The organism is Paludibaculum fermentans (genome assembly GCF_015277775.1).
Classification (GTDB): Bacteria; Acidobacteriota; Terriglobia; order Bryobacterales; family Bryobacteraceae; genus Paludibaculum; species Paludibaculum fermentans.
The window spans coordinates 7,359,242-7,376,045 of the sequence record NZ_CP063849.1; the positions used below are offsets into that span (position 1 = coordinate 7,359,242).

Sequence of the window (16,804 nt, forward strand, 5' to 3'; positions counted from 1 at the left end):
TTTCTACTGGCAGCGAGTGCCCTGGATGAGTTTGGTGCTGACGTAGGAGACGTCGCGGACATCGACGATGCCGTCGCCTGTCGGGTCAGCCAAGGGGTTGTAGGCCGGATTGCCGAGCCGGGTGCCCATGGCGGAGCGAACGACCGCGACGTCGGAGCAGTCGACACTGCCATCCGCATTGAGATCGCCCGGCTTGACGATGCGCAGGAAGAAGAGGTCCGGGATCGAACCGCCGACTCCGTTGTCGTAGCGGAAAAGTTGCTGATAGGTGCCGACCTCGGCCAGGGAGGGGGTGCCGGTGATCTCGGCCTTGCCCACCACCTTGCCCTCCGGACTCAACTCGCGAATGGAGAGGGAGGGCGGCAGGGCCACGGAGCCGAAGCTGCGCGCGATGCGCAGGCCGGTAGCGAGTTCGGGCACGTCCGGGAAGGGCGCCTTGGGGTACCCGTTCGGGTTGATGACCAGCTTGTTGGGGACACCGGCGAAGAAGTTCACATACTTGGAGGAAGTGGAGGTGGGGAAGGGGATGGTGCTGGCCGGTTTTTCGGTGACCAGCACGCGCAGTTCCTGTGTCGAACTGAGCGCGGGTACTGAAGCCGTGACGAAGACGCGGTATTCGCCCGGGATGACGGTATCTTCCACAGCGCCGGCGATGACATACCGGCCGCTGCCGATGAACTGGAAGATGAGGCCCTCCGGGAGGCCGCCCTGCATGGTGACGTAAGCGGTGGAGGTGTCGATGGTGCGGATGACGGACTTCGTGGAATCTCCCTTTCGGAAGACGACATAGTTTGGATCGACGAACTGCGGATAGTAGCCGATTTGCAGGCTGAGATTGCTGGCCGCGCAGTTCTGGGCGGGGTCGGGCGCGCCGTTCACGACGGGTTCGAAATGGAGCTTCAGCGGGTTGGCCAGGTTGGCGGGCGGGGTGCCGGAGAGGATGCCCATGCCGAGCCCGTTGGAGAAGGTGAGCCAGGGGGGCATGTTGGCGGTGCAGAGGTTGACCCAGTGGTAGTAGGGGCCGCCGGTGTGGCTGAGCCAGAACTGCTGGGCTTCGCCGGCGACCCAGGTGGCGGAGGTGGCGCTGGTGTTGGCGGCGGAGCCGGGCAGGATGTTGAACTTCAACTGCTGGAAGTCGGAGCTGTACTGGTTGTAGACGCGCACTCCGCACTTGCCGCCCGGGTTGTTCGGGTTGAAGGCGCAGCCGGTCTGCTTGGGCTCGAGGTTGGGGATGCCGGTGATGGTGGCCTGGGCGTCGGAGTCGATGTGGGCGGTCAGGCCCGAGGGCAGGACGTCGTCGATCTCCAGGGTCTTGCCGGAGCCGGTGGTGGAGATGCGGAAGTTCACCGGTTTGCCGATGGTCATGGTGATGGTGTCCGGCGAGGTGATCTTCACCGCCTCAAAGAGCGAGATGGTGTAGGTGTAGGGGATGGAGTCGGCCTCGTTGACCACACGGACATTCAAGGGGTAGACCCCGACGGCGCCTGTCCCGTCGTAGTAGATCTGGGCCTGGCTCTTGTCGTTGCCGATGGGGCCGCCGGGCGAGAGGACGGAGAAGCCGGCGGGCAAGGGCGAATCCAGCAGGAGGCGCGGCGCGGGGATGCCGGACATATTCAGGAAGAGGGACTTGGGGACGCCGTAGGTGACGCCGACGTAGGCACTCTCGTCCAGCGTGGGCAGGTCGCTCATGCGGATTGTCACCGGCAGGTTGTTGTGGTTGACCATCTGAATGGTGCGGGCGCTGTAGCTGATGCAATCCGTGGTGTCGCCGGAGTAGACGCCAGCACCTGTGGGTTCGCAGATCCTGCCGGTAGACGGTGCGTCGAGGTTTGTGATGGTGAAGACACCTCCGGATTGTGTGGCGACGCGGGACACGCCATTCCAGTCCTTGTAGCGAAGAGCGACGTTGAAGCGCGAGGTGCTCTGGCCGCCAGCGGTCAGGCCGGCTTCCGTGAACCAGCCGCCGTAGGTCTGGGCGCTCCATTTGGTACCGTCCTTGTCGAGGTACTGCAGGACGGGGGTAGTGAATTCAGTGCCCGACTGGGGCGCCACGACGAAGACCGGGTCGCCGGGCCGGTGTGAGGGCAGCGGAGCGGTGCTGACGGAGTCGGGCAGGGTCATCGAGAGCAGGACGAAGCGAATCTTGTCGTTGCCCTCCGCGGTGGTCAGGTACTGATTCAGGTCTGGTTTATTCCCCTGCACATAGGCATAGTCACGATCGAGGCCTTTCATAGCCTCGATCATCTTCTGCTGCTCCTGGTAGGCCAGGATGCTGCCGAGGATCAGGACGGCCGCCAGCACAATGATGAAGCCCACACCCAGGGCTCGCCCCAGTTTTGTGGATACGGTGAGCACGTCGCGCGCGGCGTTGATCGCCTTGGGAAAGACCGTCCTGAAGACTGAGCTGATGCTGAGGATGCCGGTGGAGGCGGCGAAGCCAGCCGCGGCTCCGGCGCCGAAGCCGCCGATCATGGCGTACTGGCCCTTGGTCAGGCCCTCCAGGGCGCGGCCGGATTCGGCGTATTTGGCCAGCGGCGCGGTGTAGCCCGTCTTCAAGCCCAGCGCCACGAAGTAGTCCTTCGTCGGCATCGGCGGCTTTCCGCCAAAGATGGGCGATCCGGCGTCATAGGCCTTGCCGCCACAGTAGCTGGAGAGATCGATCTGGAGGTCGAAGGCGTCCATCAGGTCCTGATCCGCCCTCCAGGCGCAGGGGTTGGAGAGGAACAGGTCGCGGTCTTCCACGGCGGTCTTGTACTGTTGCTTCTGGCGAGCCCACATCTCATTCCGGAACTTGTCGTAGTAGGCCTGGTCCGCAACGCTCCGCTGCGCCTCGGGAGTTTCGATGACGGTGATGAGTTTGGTCAGCAGAAGGGCGCGGATGTCATCGCGCAGGTCGGCGCGGCCGTACTGCTGCACCAGGTCGACGTCGGATTCGGGCAGTCCGAGGGCGGTGAGGTAACCGGCCACGACACCACGTTCCCAGGAACCTGGATCCACTGGCCAGGCGGCCTGGGCTTTGGGCACCAGGCTGAGTGGGGCGAGGAACGGCACCTTGGGCAGCATGAGCAATATGAGGAGCAGCGCCAGCGGAGCGCGGAGGACGCTGCGAACCATGCGGGAGACTGACAGTTCGGCGAGGTGGCCGGCCGAGGAATGAGTGGTGGCTTTCGTGGAATTCATGCCTTCCCTTGGGATAGGGCGAGCAGGATCCGCTTTCTAACGTGCCGAAAATACTTTCTTGTATACTTACGCAGTAGCATGTCGCACAGAACCCAGGTCAGTCTGGCGGATGCGGGGGCATTGATGCGCCGGTTCCGCGCGGGCGACCGTCAGGCGGCCGGGGCGCTGGTGGAGATGTTCTATCCGCAACTGCGGCGGCTGGCTTCCTCGCGGATGCGCCGCGAGGCGGCGGGTCATTCCTGGCACACGACGGTGCTGGTGAACGAGCTCTACCTGGAACTGGTCAAGATCCGCGCCCTGCGGGCCGGCGGCGAGGATAACGAGGTGGAGCGCGAGGAGTTTCTCCGTTTGGCTGCCCACCTGATGCGCCGGTTGCTGATCCATCATGTGAGGCCGTTGTCAAAGCGGGTGGAGCGGGTCGAACTGCCGCCGGACCTCCCGGGGACCGCGCCCGGGCTGGACCGCTTGCAGGAGATCGACGATGCGCTGGAGCGCCTGGCGGCTGTGAATCCCGTGCTGCGGACTGTGGTGGAGCTGAAGGTCTTTGAAGGGCTCAGCGGCGTAGAGATTGCCCAGCGGATGAGTTGTTCCGAGATGACCGTTTCGCGGCATTGGAATTTCGCGCGCAACTGGCTGGGCGAGGCTCTCGAACTTCCGGCAAAGGCATGACGGACGAGGAGTGGAAACAGACCTGGGCGGTATACGAAGCCGCGTGCCAGTTGCCCGCTCCGAAGCGTCCCGAGTTTGTTCGTGCGTCCCTCTCCGCAGGCGTGGCGCGGGACAAGGCGTTTGAGCTCCTGGCCGATCTTGATGCTGACGAAGCTCCTGCCGCACCGTTGGTGCAGCCCGCCGCGGAGATCGCCGGGCGGCGCGCAGGCAAGGCGTTGGGCCGATTCCAACTGCTCTCGCTGATTGGGCGCGGCGGCATGGGCGAGGTCTATCGGGCGTTCGATCCGGACCTGAACCGCTTTGTGGCGGTGAAATGCATGGCACCCACCAGCCTGGGCGCAGGGGCGGTGGAGAGTCTGATTCGTGAGGCCCGGGCGGCGTCCGCCTTGAATCACCCGGGGATTGTGACCGTCCATGAGGTGATCCGCACTGGCGATACCGTGGCCATTGTCATGGAACAGGTGGAGGGCCACGCGCTGCGGACGCTGTGCGGCCAACCGCAGCCGGTGGAGCGGGTGATGAGTTGGGGGCAGCAGATTGCGGCCGCGCTGGCCGGGTCGCATGCCGGCGGAATCGTCCACCGGGACATCAAGCCGGAGAACCTGATCCTCCGCAACGACGGCTTCGTCAAGGTGCTGGATTTCGGGCTTGCCGCGAGGCGAACCAACGCCGTGGCTTCCGACCAGGCGAGGCCTGCAGGCACCCTTCGATACATGTCTCCGGAGCAGGCACGCGGTGCGAGCATCACACCGGCGACGGACATCTTCTCGCTGGGCATCGTGCTCTATGAACTGTCTGCCGGAATACATCCCTTTGCGGCGGAAGCCTTGGCCAGCAACTCGACCCTTGCCGTGCCCGGTGCGATCGCGGCCGCCGAGTTTCGCGGCCCCATCGTAAATGGGCGGGCTCTTCCGGAGGAGTTCGAAGGACTACTGACAGCCATGCTGGAGGGGGAGCCGGCCGCCCGGCCTTCGGCTCTGGAAGTATCGACTCTCTTGAGCGCGATGATTGAAACGCGCAGGGCTGCTGCTTTGCCTACGAATCGCTTCCGGACCAGGAGGCTGGTGGTAACGGCGGCGGTTCTCCTGGGTTCGTTGGGCGCCGGCCTGTGGCTGTGGCAGTCCGTGCGAACCGCGATGAGGGTTAGCCCGCAACTGCGTGCCGTCCAGGGCACGCTGCTGACCGGCTCGGCGGGCCGGGAAGGCTCCGCCATATTCTCCCCCGATAGCCAAGCCATTGCCTATGCCTGGGATGGCGGCGAAGGCGGCAAACGGGACATCTATGTGAAGCGGCTTGCGGGCGGCGATCCGGTTCGGATCACGCATTCCCCCCAGGACGAATGGAACCCCTCGTGGTCGCCGGATGGCCGGCGGATCGTATTTCTCCGGCAGGGGGCTGGACTCTATCAGGTAGTAGTCGTGCCGGCGGTGGGAGGATCAGAGCAGGTTGCCGGCACTATCGAACAGTCGATGACCAATCTCAGCGACCGCCTGACCTGGCCCGGCGATGCCGATGAGGTGGTGGTTTCGGACGATGTCCGGGGGCTGCGGCTGGGCATGTGCCTGTTCGCGATCCAACTACGGACGGGCCAGCGGCGGCAGTTGTCGCAGACCGGGACCGACTCCGCCGACGTGGCTCCACGAGCCTCGCCGGACCGGCGATGGATCGCGTTCATCCGGGTGCGGCGCAGTGAGGACGAGATCCGCATTGTGCCGGCCGGCGGCGGAGACTCGCGCGTTGTGGCCAAAGGAGCGGGCATCCGGGCCTTTGCCTGGAAGGGGTCCGGAGCCATTCTGTACGGAACCGGATCCGCCGGCTTCAAAGAGCCCTGGATGGCGGATATCGTTTCCGGCGGAGCGGCGCGCACCGCGTATGCGTTGGAAACCGGTATTTCGGAGGTTGACATCAGCCCGGACGGGACGCGGCTGGCGTATGTGAAGAAGGTGCGGGACTCGAATATCTGGCAGGTGTTTGCAGGCGGTGCGCCCTCGCGAAGGGTTGCCATTTCCACGCGCGCCGATGAGGATGCCTCCTATTCGCCCGATGGGCAGAAGATCGCGTTTTCCTCTGACCGCTCCGGCCAGTTCGAGATTTGGACCGCTAGCGCGAAGGGCGCGAATCCCAGGCGGCTCACCGCCCTGGGCGGCTATTCGGCGAGCCCCGCGTGGTCGCCGGACAGCAGGCGGGTAGCCTTCGATTCGACGGCAGGCGGTTTGAGCCAGGTGTGGGTCGTGGGGGAAGACGAATCGCGGCCGGTGGCGCTGACGCGCGGCATGGAGGGGATCGTGCCCAGTTGGTCGCACGACGGACAGTGGATCTACTTCTCGTCCAGGACCACCGGCCGCAACGAGCTGTGGCGCGTGGCCGCGGCGGGCGGCACGCCGGTGCAGTTGAGCCGGGATGGCGGATTTGAATCGCGCGAATCCACAGACGGCCGGTATCTCTATCATTCGAAGCCTGGCACGAACGGCATCTGGAGGATGAGCCTGAGTGATCCGGGGACAAGCGCGAAGGTCGCTGACTTCGATGCCGCCGTGCAGTTCCGCTGTTGGGATGCCACCGCCGCGGGCTTGATCATCGCCTCTCCCGGCGACCGGCCTGTATTGCGGCTATTCCCACCCTCCGGCGGCCCAGGAACGGCGATTGCCAGGTTGACCCAGGAGCTGCCTCGATTCGGCCGCTGCCTGTCGGCGCATCCGGACGGCCGGTCGTTCCTCTACTCCGTGGATGACGTGGATCATCAGGAGATCTATCTGGCGGACACACCCTAGCGACGCGCCCCCGCGGTGGATCCCGTAGCTGCTCTACGCCGAGAGTGAGCATGCCGGCAAACAGTGGAACTGTCGTCGACACCAAACTCGTATGCTTCGGCCAACCGTCGCCGGCCGCCGAGGACTGACCACGCCAGGAAAACATCGCACAACGGAGGCGCCGGACCGACAAGCCTCGCGCCTCCGCTGAAAGCATCTGTCAAGGACTAGTCGGTGACAACGGCGCCGGTGGTTGCGTTCACGTAGGTGAAGTAGCCATCCTTCGTGCTGCCCCACATGATGTACCACACAGGAGCCGGGAACCGGGACGAGTTGCCGAGGGTCATCGTGTACTTCATGCCCGGATGGGTCTTCAGCCAACCAGCCGCTTTGTCGCTGGCGGTTTTGAAAGCGGCATCGGAATCGATCAGGAACTCACCATTGACGAAGGCCTTGCTGTTCGGTGTGGCGCCGCCCCAGGTCTGCTTGTCGCTGATGTTCATGCCCTTATGAATATCGGGCCCACTATCGGCCACAGCCCAACTAAACGTTCGTGCTTCCTTCTTGCTGGGGGATACGAAGACTGCCGTCCACAGGCCAGCTTTGCCGTCGTCATTCTTGATGTTCGCAATCTCGCCGCTCTTCAGGTTGAGCGTCAGCAGATCGGGCGCCCAGGTGCGGGCGACTTTGTACATCTCGAAGTAGGCCAAGCGGGCGGCGACGGCCCCGGCAGGCTTCGCGGCTTCCTTCTTGGCTTCGGTTTCGGCTTTGGTGCTTGGCGGCGGAGCCTCAGAGCAGCTCGACAAAAGAATCGCGGCAACAGTCACCGTTGCAGCAGAGAAGAGTTTCATACCCATTAGTCCATACCTCCGGACAGCACAATCATACACACTCGCATCGCCGAATACATCCCTCCCCTGCCGTGCCGCCAGACGGGTCTGGGGCTCGTTCCGGTTGAGGCCTTTCACGACGGTGACAAGGTGTCTGCGGCAACCAGCTTTCTCTGCATCTACTTAAAGGCGCTCGTCTGCGTTCCCTTGATGTTCGAATACTGGTAATTTAAGATCTGATTAAATAATATGCATACCACCTGAAGTTTCCTGAACCGCGCCAGGGTATGGCTCGTAGTTTGGAGAGAGCGCCGCGAACGCCTGGACGCGGCATTGCGCTCCCTGGAAAGACCATGAACCCATCGAATGTCCGCTACCACGCATTGGACAGCATGAGAGCGTCAATGATGCTGTTGGGGATCTATCTGCACGTCGTCGTCGGATACTCCGGCGATGGCCACTGGCCCTATATTGATCCCCATCCCAGCACGGCTCTCTCCTTCACTCTCGGCATCATTCACTCATTTCGCATGCCGGCCTTCTACGTGATGGCGGGTTTCTTTGGTGCTTTGCTTTGGAATGGACGCGGCCCCGCGTCGTTCATCAGTAATCGCGTGAAGCGGGTCCTGATCCCGTTTGCACTCTTCTGGGCGTTGTTGTTCCCCTTGATGGCGGCCATCGTCATCAGCCTGGAGAAGGGGACCCAGATGGTGGTTCCCGCCTTTCTCAGCGGCGCGCTCTTGAGCCGGCTGCACCCGCTTCATCTTTGGTTCCTGGAATACCTCCTTTTTCTCTACGCCATTGGCGGTGTGGTGGCCTGGTTGTCCTGCTGGTTCCCGGATGGCCTGATGGAGCGCATTCACGTCATCTATCGCTGGGCTTTGCAGCGGCCGTACGCGCCTGCGCTCTTCGCCTTGTTCTCCTGGCTGCAACTGGCCGCGATGCGAGGCAACCTGAAGGATTGCGACGGGTTCAGGCCGGAGTTGCCCATCCTGCTGGCATACATCCCTCCCTTTACCTTCGGCTGGCTCCTGTATACCAATCGTGATCTCCTCGACAGATTTAAGAGCCATATTGGGATCTACCTGGCGCTGGCCGTGCCGGCCTTTCTTGTCTATGGCCTCGTGCCTGGCGGAACTCATCCCTACATCAAGGCCGCGGGCAACGTCCTGCTCTGCTGGTTCAACATATTCATTTGCACGGGCCTGTTCCTGAAGCTGTGCAGCCAGCCCAGCCCGCGTTGGCGCTATATGTCGGACGCGTCCTACTGGCTCTTCATCATGCACATGCCGGTCGTCGTCGGCCTGCAGGTAGCCCTGCTGCCGCTGCCCTTGCCGGCCCTGGCGAAGGTCCCCATCGTCCTGGCGATCGCCGTGGCCATTCTGATCGTCTCCTACGACCTGATGGTCCGCTCCACCTGGATTGGTGTCCTGTTGAACGGACGCAGGTACCCGCGCCGTCTCCCCGTAGCCGCACCGCAGACGGCGCCCGCCATCGTCGATGCCCGACGGCCTGAGAGCGCTTGACGCCGGGTTCGGTTGGGTGTCCCGGTGCACAGTGTGCTGCGCGGGTCCGTGCGATAGTAAGTGCACATGAACAAGCCGAGGATCGCCCCGATCTTGCGAACTGCACTTGTGTTCCTGGCATGGATGGCAGTGGTTTGCGCGGTAGCCGCGTGGGGGCAAGCCGATCCCGCGGCGCTTAAACCATTGCGAACCGCGCCCGTCGAGAAGTTCGCCGTCAATGCGGGCTTCCGGGATTGGGGGCCATCCACTCTGGCTGGGACGACGATCCTGGCCGGTAGTCCCACCGGCGCGGGCGGGCTATTCGCGGTGGATACCGTCACGGGCAAGCTCAAGTGGTCGCACCGGCCGTCCTTCAGCACCGGGACGGGTTCCATTTCCACGCCACCGGCGGTCTCCGGAGGAACCGTGATCGTGCCTTATGCGGCGGCCTATCCCGGAGCGGTGGTTGCCGTTTCCCTGGCGACTGGGAAAGAGTTGTGGCGCGGACCGGACCCTGTCCAGGATGCGGCGGTTGCGACATACGGCGATCTCGCCTACATCCTCTCCAAGAACGGCGCATTTTATGCGTTGGACCTGGCTACGGGCCGGGAACGGTGGAAGGTTGTCCTCAACGCCTCCCGTCCTGGCTGTGCGTCCCGGCCGATCGTCATGGATGGCACGATCTACCTGACCTCCAGCGCCAGTGCCGTGGCTGGAGATGCGAAGAAACCGGCAGGCAACTACCTGCTCGCCCTCGATGCGAAAACCGGCCAGGAGCGTTGGCGGTACCGGGCCGAGGCGCCCTATGTGCACCAGGGCGTCTGCCTGGGCCAACCGGTCGTCACTGCCACCACAATTTATGGCTCGGGCGAATCGTACCTCTACGCGGTTGAGCGTGAGACGGGCCGGGACCGGTGGAAGGCGGTGGAGATTCGCCGAACAGTGGAAGGGCGCGACCGGCCAGTGTCTGTTTTTGGACTGGTGGATGCCGGCTCCGTTCTGGTTGGGATCACCATGGGGCACTTGATCGCCTTCGAGAAGGAATCCGGCAGGACCGCATGGGAGTTGGCCGGACAGTATACAGAGAGAGCGCCCTCCACGGCCGTTGCGGGACGCGTGCTCTATTTCCAGGGCAGCCCGGCAAATCAACCGGCGCCCGCTCCGCGCGGGACCCTCTACGCGCTAGATCTGGACACCCGCACGATTCTCTGGTCGTACTCGCGGAAGACCGCCGAGGCGAACTGGTCGTTCGGAGCGGTGACGCCCGTGGATGGCGGCCTGTGGGTCGACTCTTATCAGGCGCTCGTGAAACTGCAGTAGCAAGCCGGCCCAAACGAAACGAAGCCGCAACCCGGTGGGGCTGCGGCTTCGTTGTTTGCTGCGCGTGGCGCCGGATGGCTAGAACGTGATTCTCAGCCGCAGGCGGATGGCGCGGCGGCTGTCGACACCGTCCTGGGCATAGCTGGTCAGCAGCCGGCCGAAGTCAGGATTCGGTTGGACATCCTGGATCTCCGGCTTCAGGGTGGTGGGATTCACCTTCATCGTGAAGTTGCCCAGCGAGCCGATGTCGTAGTTGTCGGGCGACTTCAGCGGGTGGTTGAGGACGTTGTTGGCGTCGGCGCCCAATTCGGCCTTGATGCGCTCGCCAAACCGGAACGATTTGTGGACGCCCAGGTTCAGGCCATAGGTGCCGGGTCCGGTGAGCAGGTTGCGGACCGCGACCTTGGGATTGGTAAACAAGTCCGCGCCCAGCGGCATGAGTCCGAAAGCGTCGGGGTTCCAGATGCGGTCGCCGCTCTTGATGTTCGGATCGCCGGTTACCAGCGGCCGGAAGGCCGTTCCGTAGAAGCCGCCGGTGGCGTCCACTGAGCCGGAAGCAAGGTTGCCCGGGGTAATCGGGTCGCAGTTGTCGCACAGCCAGAACGGGGAGAAGCCCGTGCCGGTCTTGGCGAACGCCTGCCAGGATAGCTGCCAGCCGCCCGCGAACGTGTCGGCCAGCTTGGACATGCCGGAACCGTAGCGGGCATTTCGTCCAAATGGTACCTGGGCCACGCCGTAGGTGATGAAGCGGTGCCGGGACGTGAAGGCGTCCATGCCGTAATCCGCTTCCGGATTGAACTGGTTGTAGGACGTGCCGCCCAGGCTGGCGTTGCCCGTGTCGGGCGCTGTCGATTTCTGGTCGAGGAAGGTATAGGACGCGCTGAGGGTGAACCCGCCCGAGAACCGCCGGTTCACTTCGGTCTGGAACGCGTGGCTACGGCCATGGCCGAAGTTGCCGAAGCTGGTGAGATAGTTGCCCAGGTTCGGATAGGGCAGGCGCTTGCGATCGGAGTCGGAATAGTCGCAGTCCCCATCGTCGGGCGTGCAAGGCGTGACGCCGTCGCCAATCGTTGTGCCGAACGGCTGATCGCTGGGTTGGATCATGTTCGCATCGACACCGGAGATGAGGCGGCGCATCAGGGTGCCGAGGTAGGAGACGCGAATGCCGGTTTGCCAGCCGAGTTCACGCTCCAGGGTCACGTTGTACTGATGGAAGCGCGGCTGCTTGAGGTCGAAAGGAACCCAGTTGCCGGAGGTGATTCCGCTGAGGTTGTTCAGAGCGCCGCCGGACATCGGGCTGGTGCCATGCGTGGCGCCTGGCCAGCCGGAGAGCGGTGAATCCGCGGTGTTGGTCTTCGTCAGGCCCACCTGGAACGAGTTGGTCGCCAGGGGATCGCGAATGCCCTGCGCGGCCGAGGTGGGGTAGAAGAGGCCGTAGCCGCCGCGGAGTACGAACTTGTCGGTCACCCGCCAGGCCACTCCGATGCGCGGAGCGATGTTGCCATAGTCGGTCCGCACGAGAGAGCGGGGCAGGTCCAGTTTGTCGGCTGTCACGACGCCGTAGGCGATATAACGAGGGTCCACGTAGGCCAGCGTCTTTTGCGACGGCACGACGTACCGGCCGCGCTTGCCATTGCCCACGTAGTTCGGGTCGAAGTTCACCATCAGGTCGTTATTCTCAGTGAACGGGGTGACGATCTCATACCGCAGGCCCAGGTTCAGGGTCAGGCGGGGGTGGATCTTGAAGTCGTCCTGGACGAAGTAGCCCTGTTCCCAGTTGTGCACATCCATCGGGGGCCGGAACTGATTCACAAAGCTGACGGTGTTGGCCGGCAGGCCCATCAGGAACCGGGCCAGCGGATCGGTGCCGGCGCCGCTGTAGTTGATGAGACCGCGCGGGTTGCCGCGGCCGCTGGTGAAACCGTCCTTGGCGGCGTTGTAAACCGCGTCGGCGCCGGCCTTGATCGTGTGGCGGCCCTTGAGCCAGGTGATGGTGTCGCCGAAGGTCACGAGGTTCTGATCGAGGGGCCGGTAGGTGTTGCGGCCGCCATTGCCCAGCCCCTGGAAGTTCGTGCCCAGGTTGACGGCGGGGTGTCCGAAGGTGTCCAGCGCGGAAGGAGTGATCACGTCACCGTAGGCCTTGATGTCCGCATCATTGAAGCCGATGTTCTGGAGGAACTGGCGCAGCGTGTTGTTGGAGCGCCGCAGGTTCGGTACACGGTTGAATCCGCCGCGGGCTTCGTTGATCACCGTGGGCGCGAACATGTGGATCTCCGAAATGGAGAGTGTGTCGTTGCGGCGATCGTTCTGCGTCAGGCCCAGCGGGAGGAAGGGCGCAACCACCGCACTGTTGGCTGAAATTTGGCTCTGGGCGTTGTAGACCACGTAGACGCGGTCGGCTTCCCGGAAGTCGTGATCGACGCGGATCGTGCCCAGGTTGCGAACCGAGGTGCCGGGCACATTTGTCGAATACTCCACCAGGCGGCCGTTGGCGGGGTTGATCGGAGCGCTGGTGCTGATCTGCGGGAAGTAGCTCTGGATGAGCTTTGCCGTGGTGCTATTCAGCAGGCGCTGCGGAATGGTGGTGAACCGGACACCCGCGCCGTCCAGCGTATTCTGCGCAATTTCGGACGGGGTGAGTGTGATTCCAGCGGGCACCAAAGGCTTCACGGAATCAGCGATCTTGGTGAAGTCACCGGCGAGCAGGGAGGGGTGCGGCAGTTTCGTGTTGCGAATGTATACGGGGCTGTTCAGATACTGCCGTTCGTATGCCGCGAAGAAGTAGGTGTTCTTGATCTTCGGCAGCGGGCCGCCAAACGACCCTCCGAACTCGTTGAGGTTGAAATACGGATTCGGGTAGCTCGCCGTGGCTGGGGTTGGGACAAAGGCCGCCTGGCCGTTCTTGTCCCGGATGTCCCAGGCCGCCAGGGCGGAGTTCTTGTTATCCCAGAAGGCTGAGCCATGGTACTGCGCGTCGCCGCGCCGTGTGCTCACCCGGATGTTGGCGATGCCGGCGAACTCCGCTGTGAAGTTATTCGACAGGACGGTGACTTCGCCGACGGTTTCCAGCGACGGTTGGCTGGTGGTGGGGCCGCCGAAGACACCACCATTGGTGCGCTGGCCATCCACCGAAAAGCTCGCTCCGTAGCTCTGCGCGCCCAGGAACTTGAAACTTCCATTCGAGCTGCTCTGGGTGATGTTCGGGCTCAGGTACAGGAATGAGGTGTAGTCGCGGCTGTCGCGCGGCAGGGCGGTTACCTGCTCATTGTTCAACGATCCGCCAACCGTGGGGTTGTCGGTCTGAACCATGGGTGCCTCTTCCTTGATGACGACCACTTCGTTGGCGCGGCCGATTTCCAGGTGTCCATCCAGACGTGCGGTTTCACTGGTCCGCAACGTGACACCGCTGAACTCCAATGTGTTGAAACCTGTCGCCGTGAAGGAGACCTTGTAGCTCCCCGACTTCAGGCCCGTGAGCTCGTACTCACCCTCTGAGTTCGTTACCAGAGAACGTACAGACTGCGTGCCCTGATCCGTGATGGTCACCTTGGCATTAGGCACCCGGGCTCCGGAGATATCGGTGACCGTGCCGCGGATGCCGGCCAAGTCTGTTCCTTGTCCCCAGAGAGCCGCTGGCGCGACGCAGACAGCGACCGCAAGCATCAGGCTTGTGATCAAACGTCGATTGAGATGCAGCATAAAGCGCTCCTACCCCACAAGACTTCGCAGTCTGGCAACTTGCCCTGCGAGATGATACGAAAGTGATACCATGCGAGAAATCCAAACACAAGTCAAAAGGAAATCAAACGATAGAATTGGAAAACATTCATAGAGGCTACCGTATGAAAATGAAGGACTTGCGTGGAACACGTCCGTTGGGTGCCTGAGAAACTTTTCGTAGCCTTCCTGTTAAGTTGCGTACACTTAGCGCAACAGTAAGATTCCCGCGCATTCTGCCTGCCGGAATTTGCCTATATACACACACGTCAGGCTGATCTGAATTCCTGGAGAGAACAGCCCGCGCCGGGCGCCGCACACCGCTTCTGGTGACAAACATGGACGGCCTTCGTACAATGACCAAACAGTTTAGAATCTGCGGCGCTGCCGCGAGGAGAGGTGTTTGCAAATGAAGATCAGAATTGGCCTGCTGTTGGCGGTCTTTTCATTGGGCGCCCTGCTGGGTCAGGACGAGGCTCAGTTTCCGAGTTGGATGAAGACGGTTGGCGGCAATATGGGCGCGACCAAGAAGGCGATCGAAGCGAAGTCGGCCGACGCCGCGACGTCTGCCGCGAAAGTCGCTGACGCCTTCGATAAGGTGCACGGTTTCTACAAGTCGAAGGCGGTCGCGGACGCCGAACAGGCGGCGGCTACGGCCAAGGCTGCTGCCGCGGATGTTGCCAAGTTCGCGCAGGCCGGCGATTTCGAGAAGGCGTCGACTGCGTTTGCAACCCTGGGCGGTACCTGCAAGGGGTGTCACGAAGCTCATCGCGAGAAGGGTGCCGACGGTAGCTACAAGTTGAAATAGACCGGAATCGTGGTGGCACTCAGCCCGCCTGAGATGCCACCGCAGCCTGATGCGGCGGTACGGATGTCTCGGGCTCGCGCCAGCCGCCATCGTCCATCGTATGCGACCCTAATCCTACGGATGGAACAACTCAGCTTCGACTCCGCGCCCTCCGTCTTCACCGTCACTGAGGTCACTGCCGCCATCCATCGGCTGCTCACCCGCAGCTTCGATGACGTCCGCATCACCGGCGAAATCTCGGGCTACAAGGTTTGGACCTCCGGACATGCGTACTTCACGCTGAAAGACTCCGGCGCGCAGCTTCGTTGCGTCCTGTTCAAGAACACCCTCCGCTACCTGCGATTCAAACCCAACGACGGGCTCGCGGTGGTCGCGCGCGGTTCTATTGAAGTGCGGCAGGAGCGTGGAGAATACCAGCTCATCGTCTCCTCGCTGGAGCCCCAGGGGCTCGGAGCCCTGCAACTCGCCTTCGAGCAGCTCAAAGCGCGGCTGGCCGCGGAAGGACTCTTCGCGGCGGAAAGGAAACGTCCGCTCCCGGCCTTCCCGCGCCGCATCGGCATTGTGACCTCGCCGCGCGGAGCCGTCATCCGCGACATGCTGACGGTCCTGCGCCGCCGCTTTCCCGGTCTCCACATCCGGCTCTTCCCCACACCGGTTCAGGGCGAAGGCTCCATCGATGGCATCTGCGAAGGGTTGCTCTACTTCGCGGAATCCGGCTGGCCGGACGTCATCATCGTCGGTCGCGGTGGGGGTTCGATTGAGGATCTCTGGACGTTCAATGAAGAGGCCGTCGCGCGCTGCATCGTGGAGTGCCCGATGCCCGTAGTTTCCGCCGTTGGCCACGAAACCGACTTCACCATCGCCGACTTCGTCGCCGACCTGCGGGCGCCCACTCCATCGGCCGCCGCGGAGCTGATCGTTCGCAATCGCGCCGATATCCTGACGTCGCTCGAAACAACCACCCATCGCGTGGAACGGGCCATCCACTTCCGGCTGTCCCAAGCGGCCCGCCGGCTCCATGAGCAGGGTATTCAACACGCCGCCAGCCTGCTGCAACGCCGCATCGCCCGGCTTGGCCAGCGCCTCGACGACGTGGATCAACGGCTCCGCCAGCACGATCCTCGTACCCGCCTGGCGGCCGGCCGGCGGCGTCTGGACACTGCCGCACACGCGCTGGATGACCGCATGCGCCGGCGCGTGCTCGCCGTGGGCCAGCGTCTCCAGAACGCGGCACAGCCGCTGCCGGAGCTCATGCGCCGCCGCCTCGATTCGGCATCGCTGCGCTTGAATCCCCTCTCCGCGCAACTCCAGGCCCTGAGTCCGCTCGGGGTCCTGGACCGGGGCTACGCGATCGTCCAAACCGGTTCCGGCCAGATCGTGAAGTCGCCCGCCGATGCACCGCCGGGCACGGGTCTCGCCATCCGGCTGCGCTCCGGGCAGCTGCGCGCCACGGTCGATGACCGGGCTGCCGGTTCCGGGGAACTTCCGCCCGTTTAAGCAACGCCCACCGGAAACTCATCCCGGGCGGCAGCCCGAAATGATACGTGGCTCCCAATTGACGCGTGCTATATTGGCGCCAAGGGATGCTGGGTTCCACACACCTCAGTCGCTGGGGGCAACGTGTCGTTGCCGGAACACTGCTCGTCCTGTATTCGCTGCTGCTGCTTTTGCCGCTGGCGGCGGCCTCGCCCGAGCGCTCCATGTCCGGCATGGCCTGCTGCCGCACCGGCAAGAAGTGCTGCTGCCGCAAGACCAGCCCCGCCAACGCGATCCTCTCGAATAAGTCCTGTGGCGGCCAGTGCGGACAGACAGCCTCCGCCACCCGGCTCGCGGCGGAGTTGTTCCCCCCTGCGATTCCGGACGATTCCCAGGAATGGCCCGCCGCCGGCCTGATTGCCGGCCGCGCTGTTCGGACCGTTACCACTGCATCAGCCTTCAGCCTGCGGCAGCGCCCACCGCCCCTGACATCCGCCTGACACCCGCCAAAAATTCGACCGTACGGCCTAGGCGCCGTCATGTCAGGGA

General features: G+C 63.4%; 10 protein-coding genes. 7 read left to right on the top strand and 3 right to left on the bottom strand.

From position 1 onward, the window contains the following. Positions 1 to 3: 3 nt before the first annotated feature. Positions 4 to 3,180: a dockerin type I domain-containing protein gene (locus tag IRI77_RS29205; RefSeq protein WP_194448496.1), complete on the bottom strand. Its 3,177-nt coding sequence runs from the start codon at positions 3,178 to 3,180 to the stop codon at positions 4 to 6. A gap of 78 nt (positions 3,181 to 3,258) precedes the next feature. Between IRI77_RS29205 and IRI77_RS29210 the strand changes: the two genes are divergently transcribed. Together IRI77_RS29210 and IRI77_RS29215 are read left to right on the top strand one after the other, a co-directional pair. After that, the gene (locus IRI77_RS29210; protein WP_194448497.1) at positions 3,259 to 3,849 is read left to right on the top strand and encodes an ECF-type sigma factor; all 591 of its coding nucleotides are present in this window, start codon (positions 3,259 to 3,261) and stop codon (positions 3,847 to 3,849) included. Next, complete coding sequence (locus IRI77_RS29215; protein WP_194448498.1) at positions 3,846 to 6,620, top strand: protein kinase domain-containing protein; 2,775 nt, start codon at positions 3,846 to 3,848, stop codon at positions 6,618 to 6,620. Before IRI77_RS29210 ends, IRI77_RS29215 begins: the two co-directional genes overlap by 4 nt. Positions 6,621 to 6,826: 206 nt before the next feature. Here the strand turns inward: IRI77_RS29215 and IRI77_RS29220 are convergent, their stop codons facing one another. After that, on the bottom strand, positions 6,827 to 7,450 hold the full coding sequence (locus IRI77_RS29220) for a hypothetical protein (protein WP_194448499.1): 624 nt from the start codon (positions 7,448 to 7,450) through the stop codon (positions 6,827 to 6,829). Positions 7,451 to 7,782: 332 nt separating this feature from the next. On the opposite strand from IRI77_RS29220, the gene IRI77_RS29225 reads away from it, so the two are divergent. After that, positions 7,783 to 8,955 (top strand): acyltransferase family protein, encoded by a 1,173-nt coding sequence (locus tag IRI77_RS29225; protein WP_194448500.1) that lies wholly within the window; start codon positions 7,783 to 7,785, stop codon positions 8,953 to 8,955. A 93-nt stretch (positions 8,956 to 9,048) separates the two neighbouring features. Next, positions 9,049 to 10,254, top strand: a complete 1,206-nt coding sequence (locus IRI77_RS29230) for an outer membrane protein assembly factor BamB family protein (RefSeq protein ID WP_194448501.1) — start codon at positions 9,049 to 9,051, stop codon at positions 10,252 to 10,254. Between the two features lie 78 nt (positions 10,255 to 10,332). Here the strand turns inward: IRI77_RS29230 and IRI77_RS29235 are convergent, their stop codons facing one another. Further along, positions 10,333 to 13,860, bottom strand: a complete 3,528-nt coding sequence (locus IRI77_RS29235) for a carboxypeptidase-like regulatory domain-containing protein (RefSeq protein ID WP_228486378.1) — start codon at positions 13,858 to 13,860, stop codon at positions 10,333 to 10,335. 520 nt (positions 13,861 to 14,380) lie between these two features. On the opposite strand from IRI77_RS29235, the gene IRI77_RS29240 reads away from it, so the two are divergent. The 3 genes from IRI77_RS29240 (at position 14,381) to IRI77_RS29250 (ending at position 16,755) form a co-directional block, all read left to right on the top strand. Next, positions 14,381 to 14,779, top strand: a complete 399-nt coding sequence (locus IRI77_RS29240; protein ID WP_194448502.1) for a cytochrome c — start codon at positions 14,381 to 14,383, stop codon at positions 14,777 to 14,779. A 120-nt stretch (positions 14,780 to 14,899) separates the two neighbouring features. Then, positions 14,900 to 16,276 (top strand): exodeoxyribonuclease VII large subunit, encoded by a 1,377-nt coding sequence (gene xseA, locus IRI77_RS29245; protein WP_194448503.1) that lies wholly within the window; start codon positions 14,900 to 14,902, stop codon positions 16,274 to 16,276. An 86-nt stretch (positions 16,277 to 16,362) separates the two neighbouring features. Continuing rightward, positions 16,363 to 16,755, top strand: coding sequence for a hypothetical protein (locus tag IRI77_RS29250; RefSeq protein ID WP_194448504.1), 393 nt, complete (start codon positions 16,363 to 16,365; stop codon positions 16,753 to 16,755). Positions 16,756 to 16,804 lie beyond the last annotated feature (49 nt).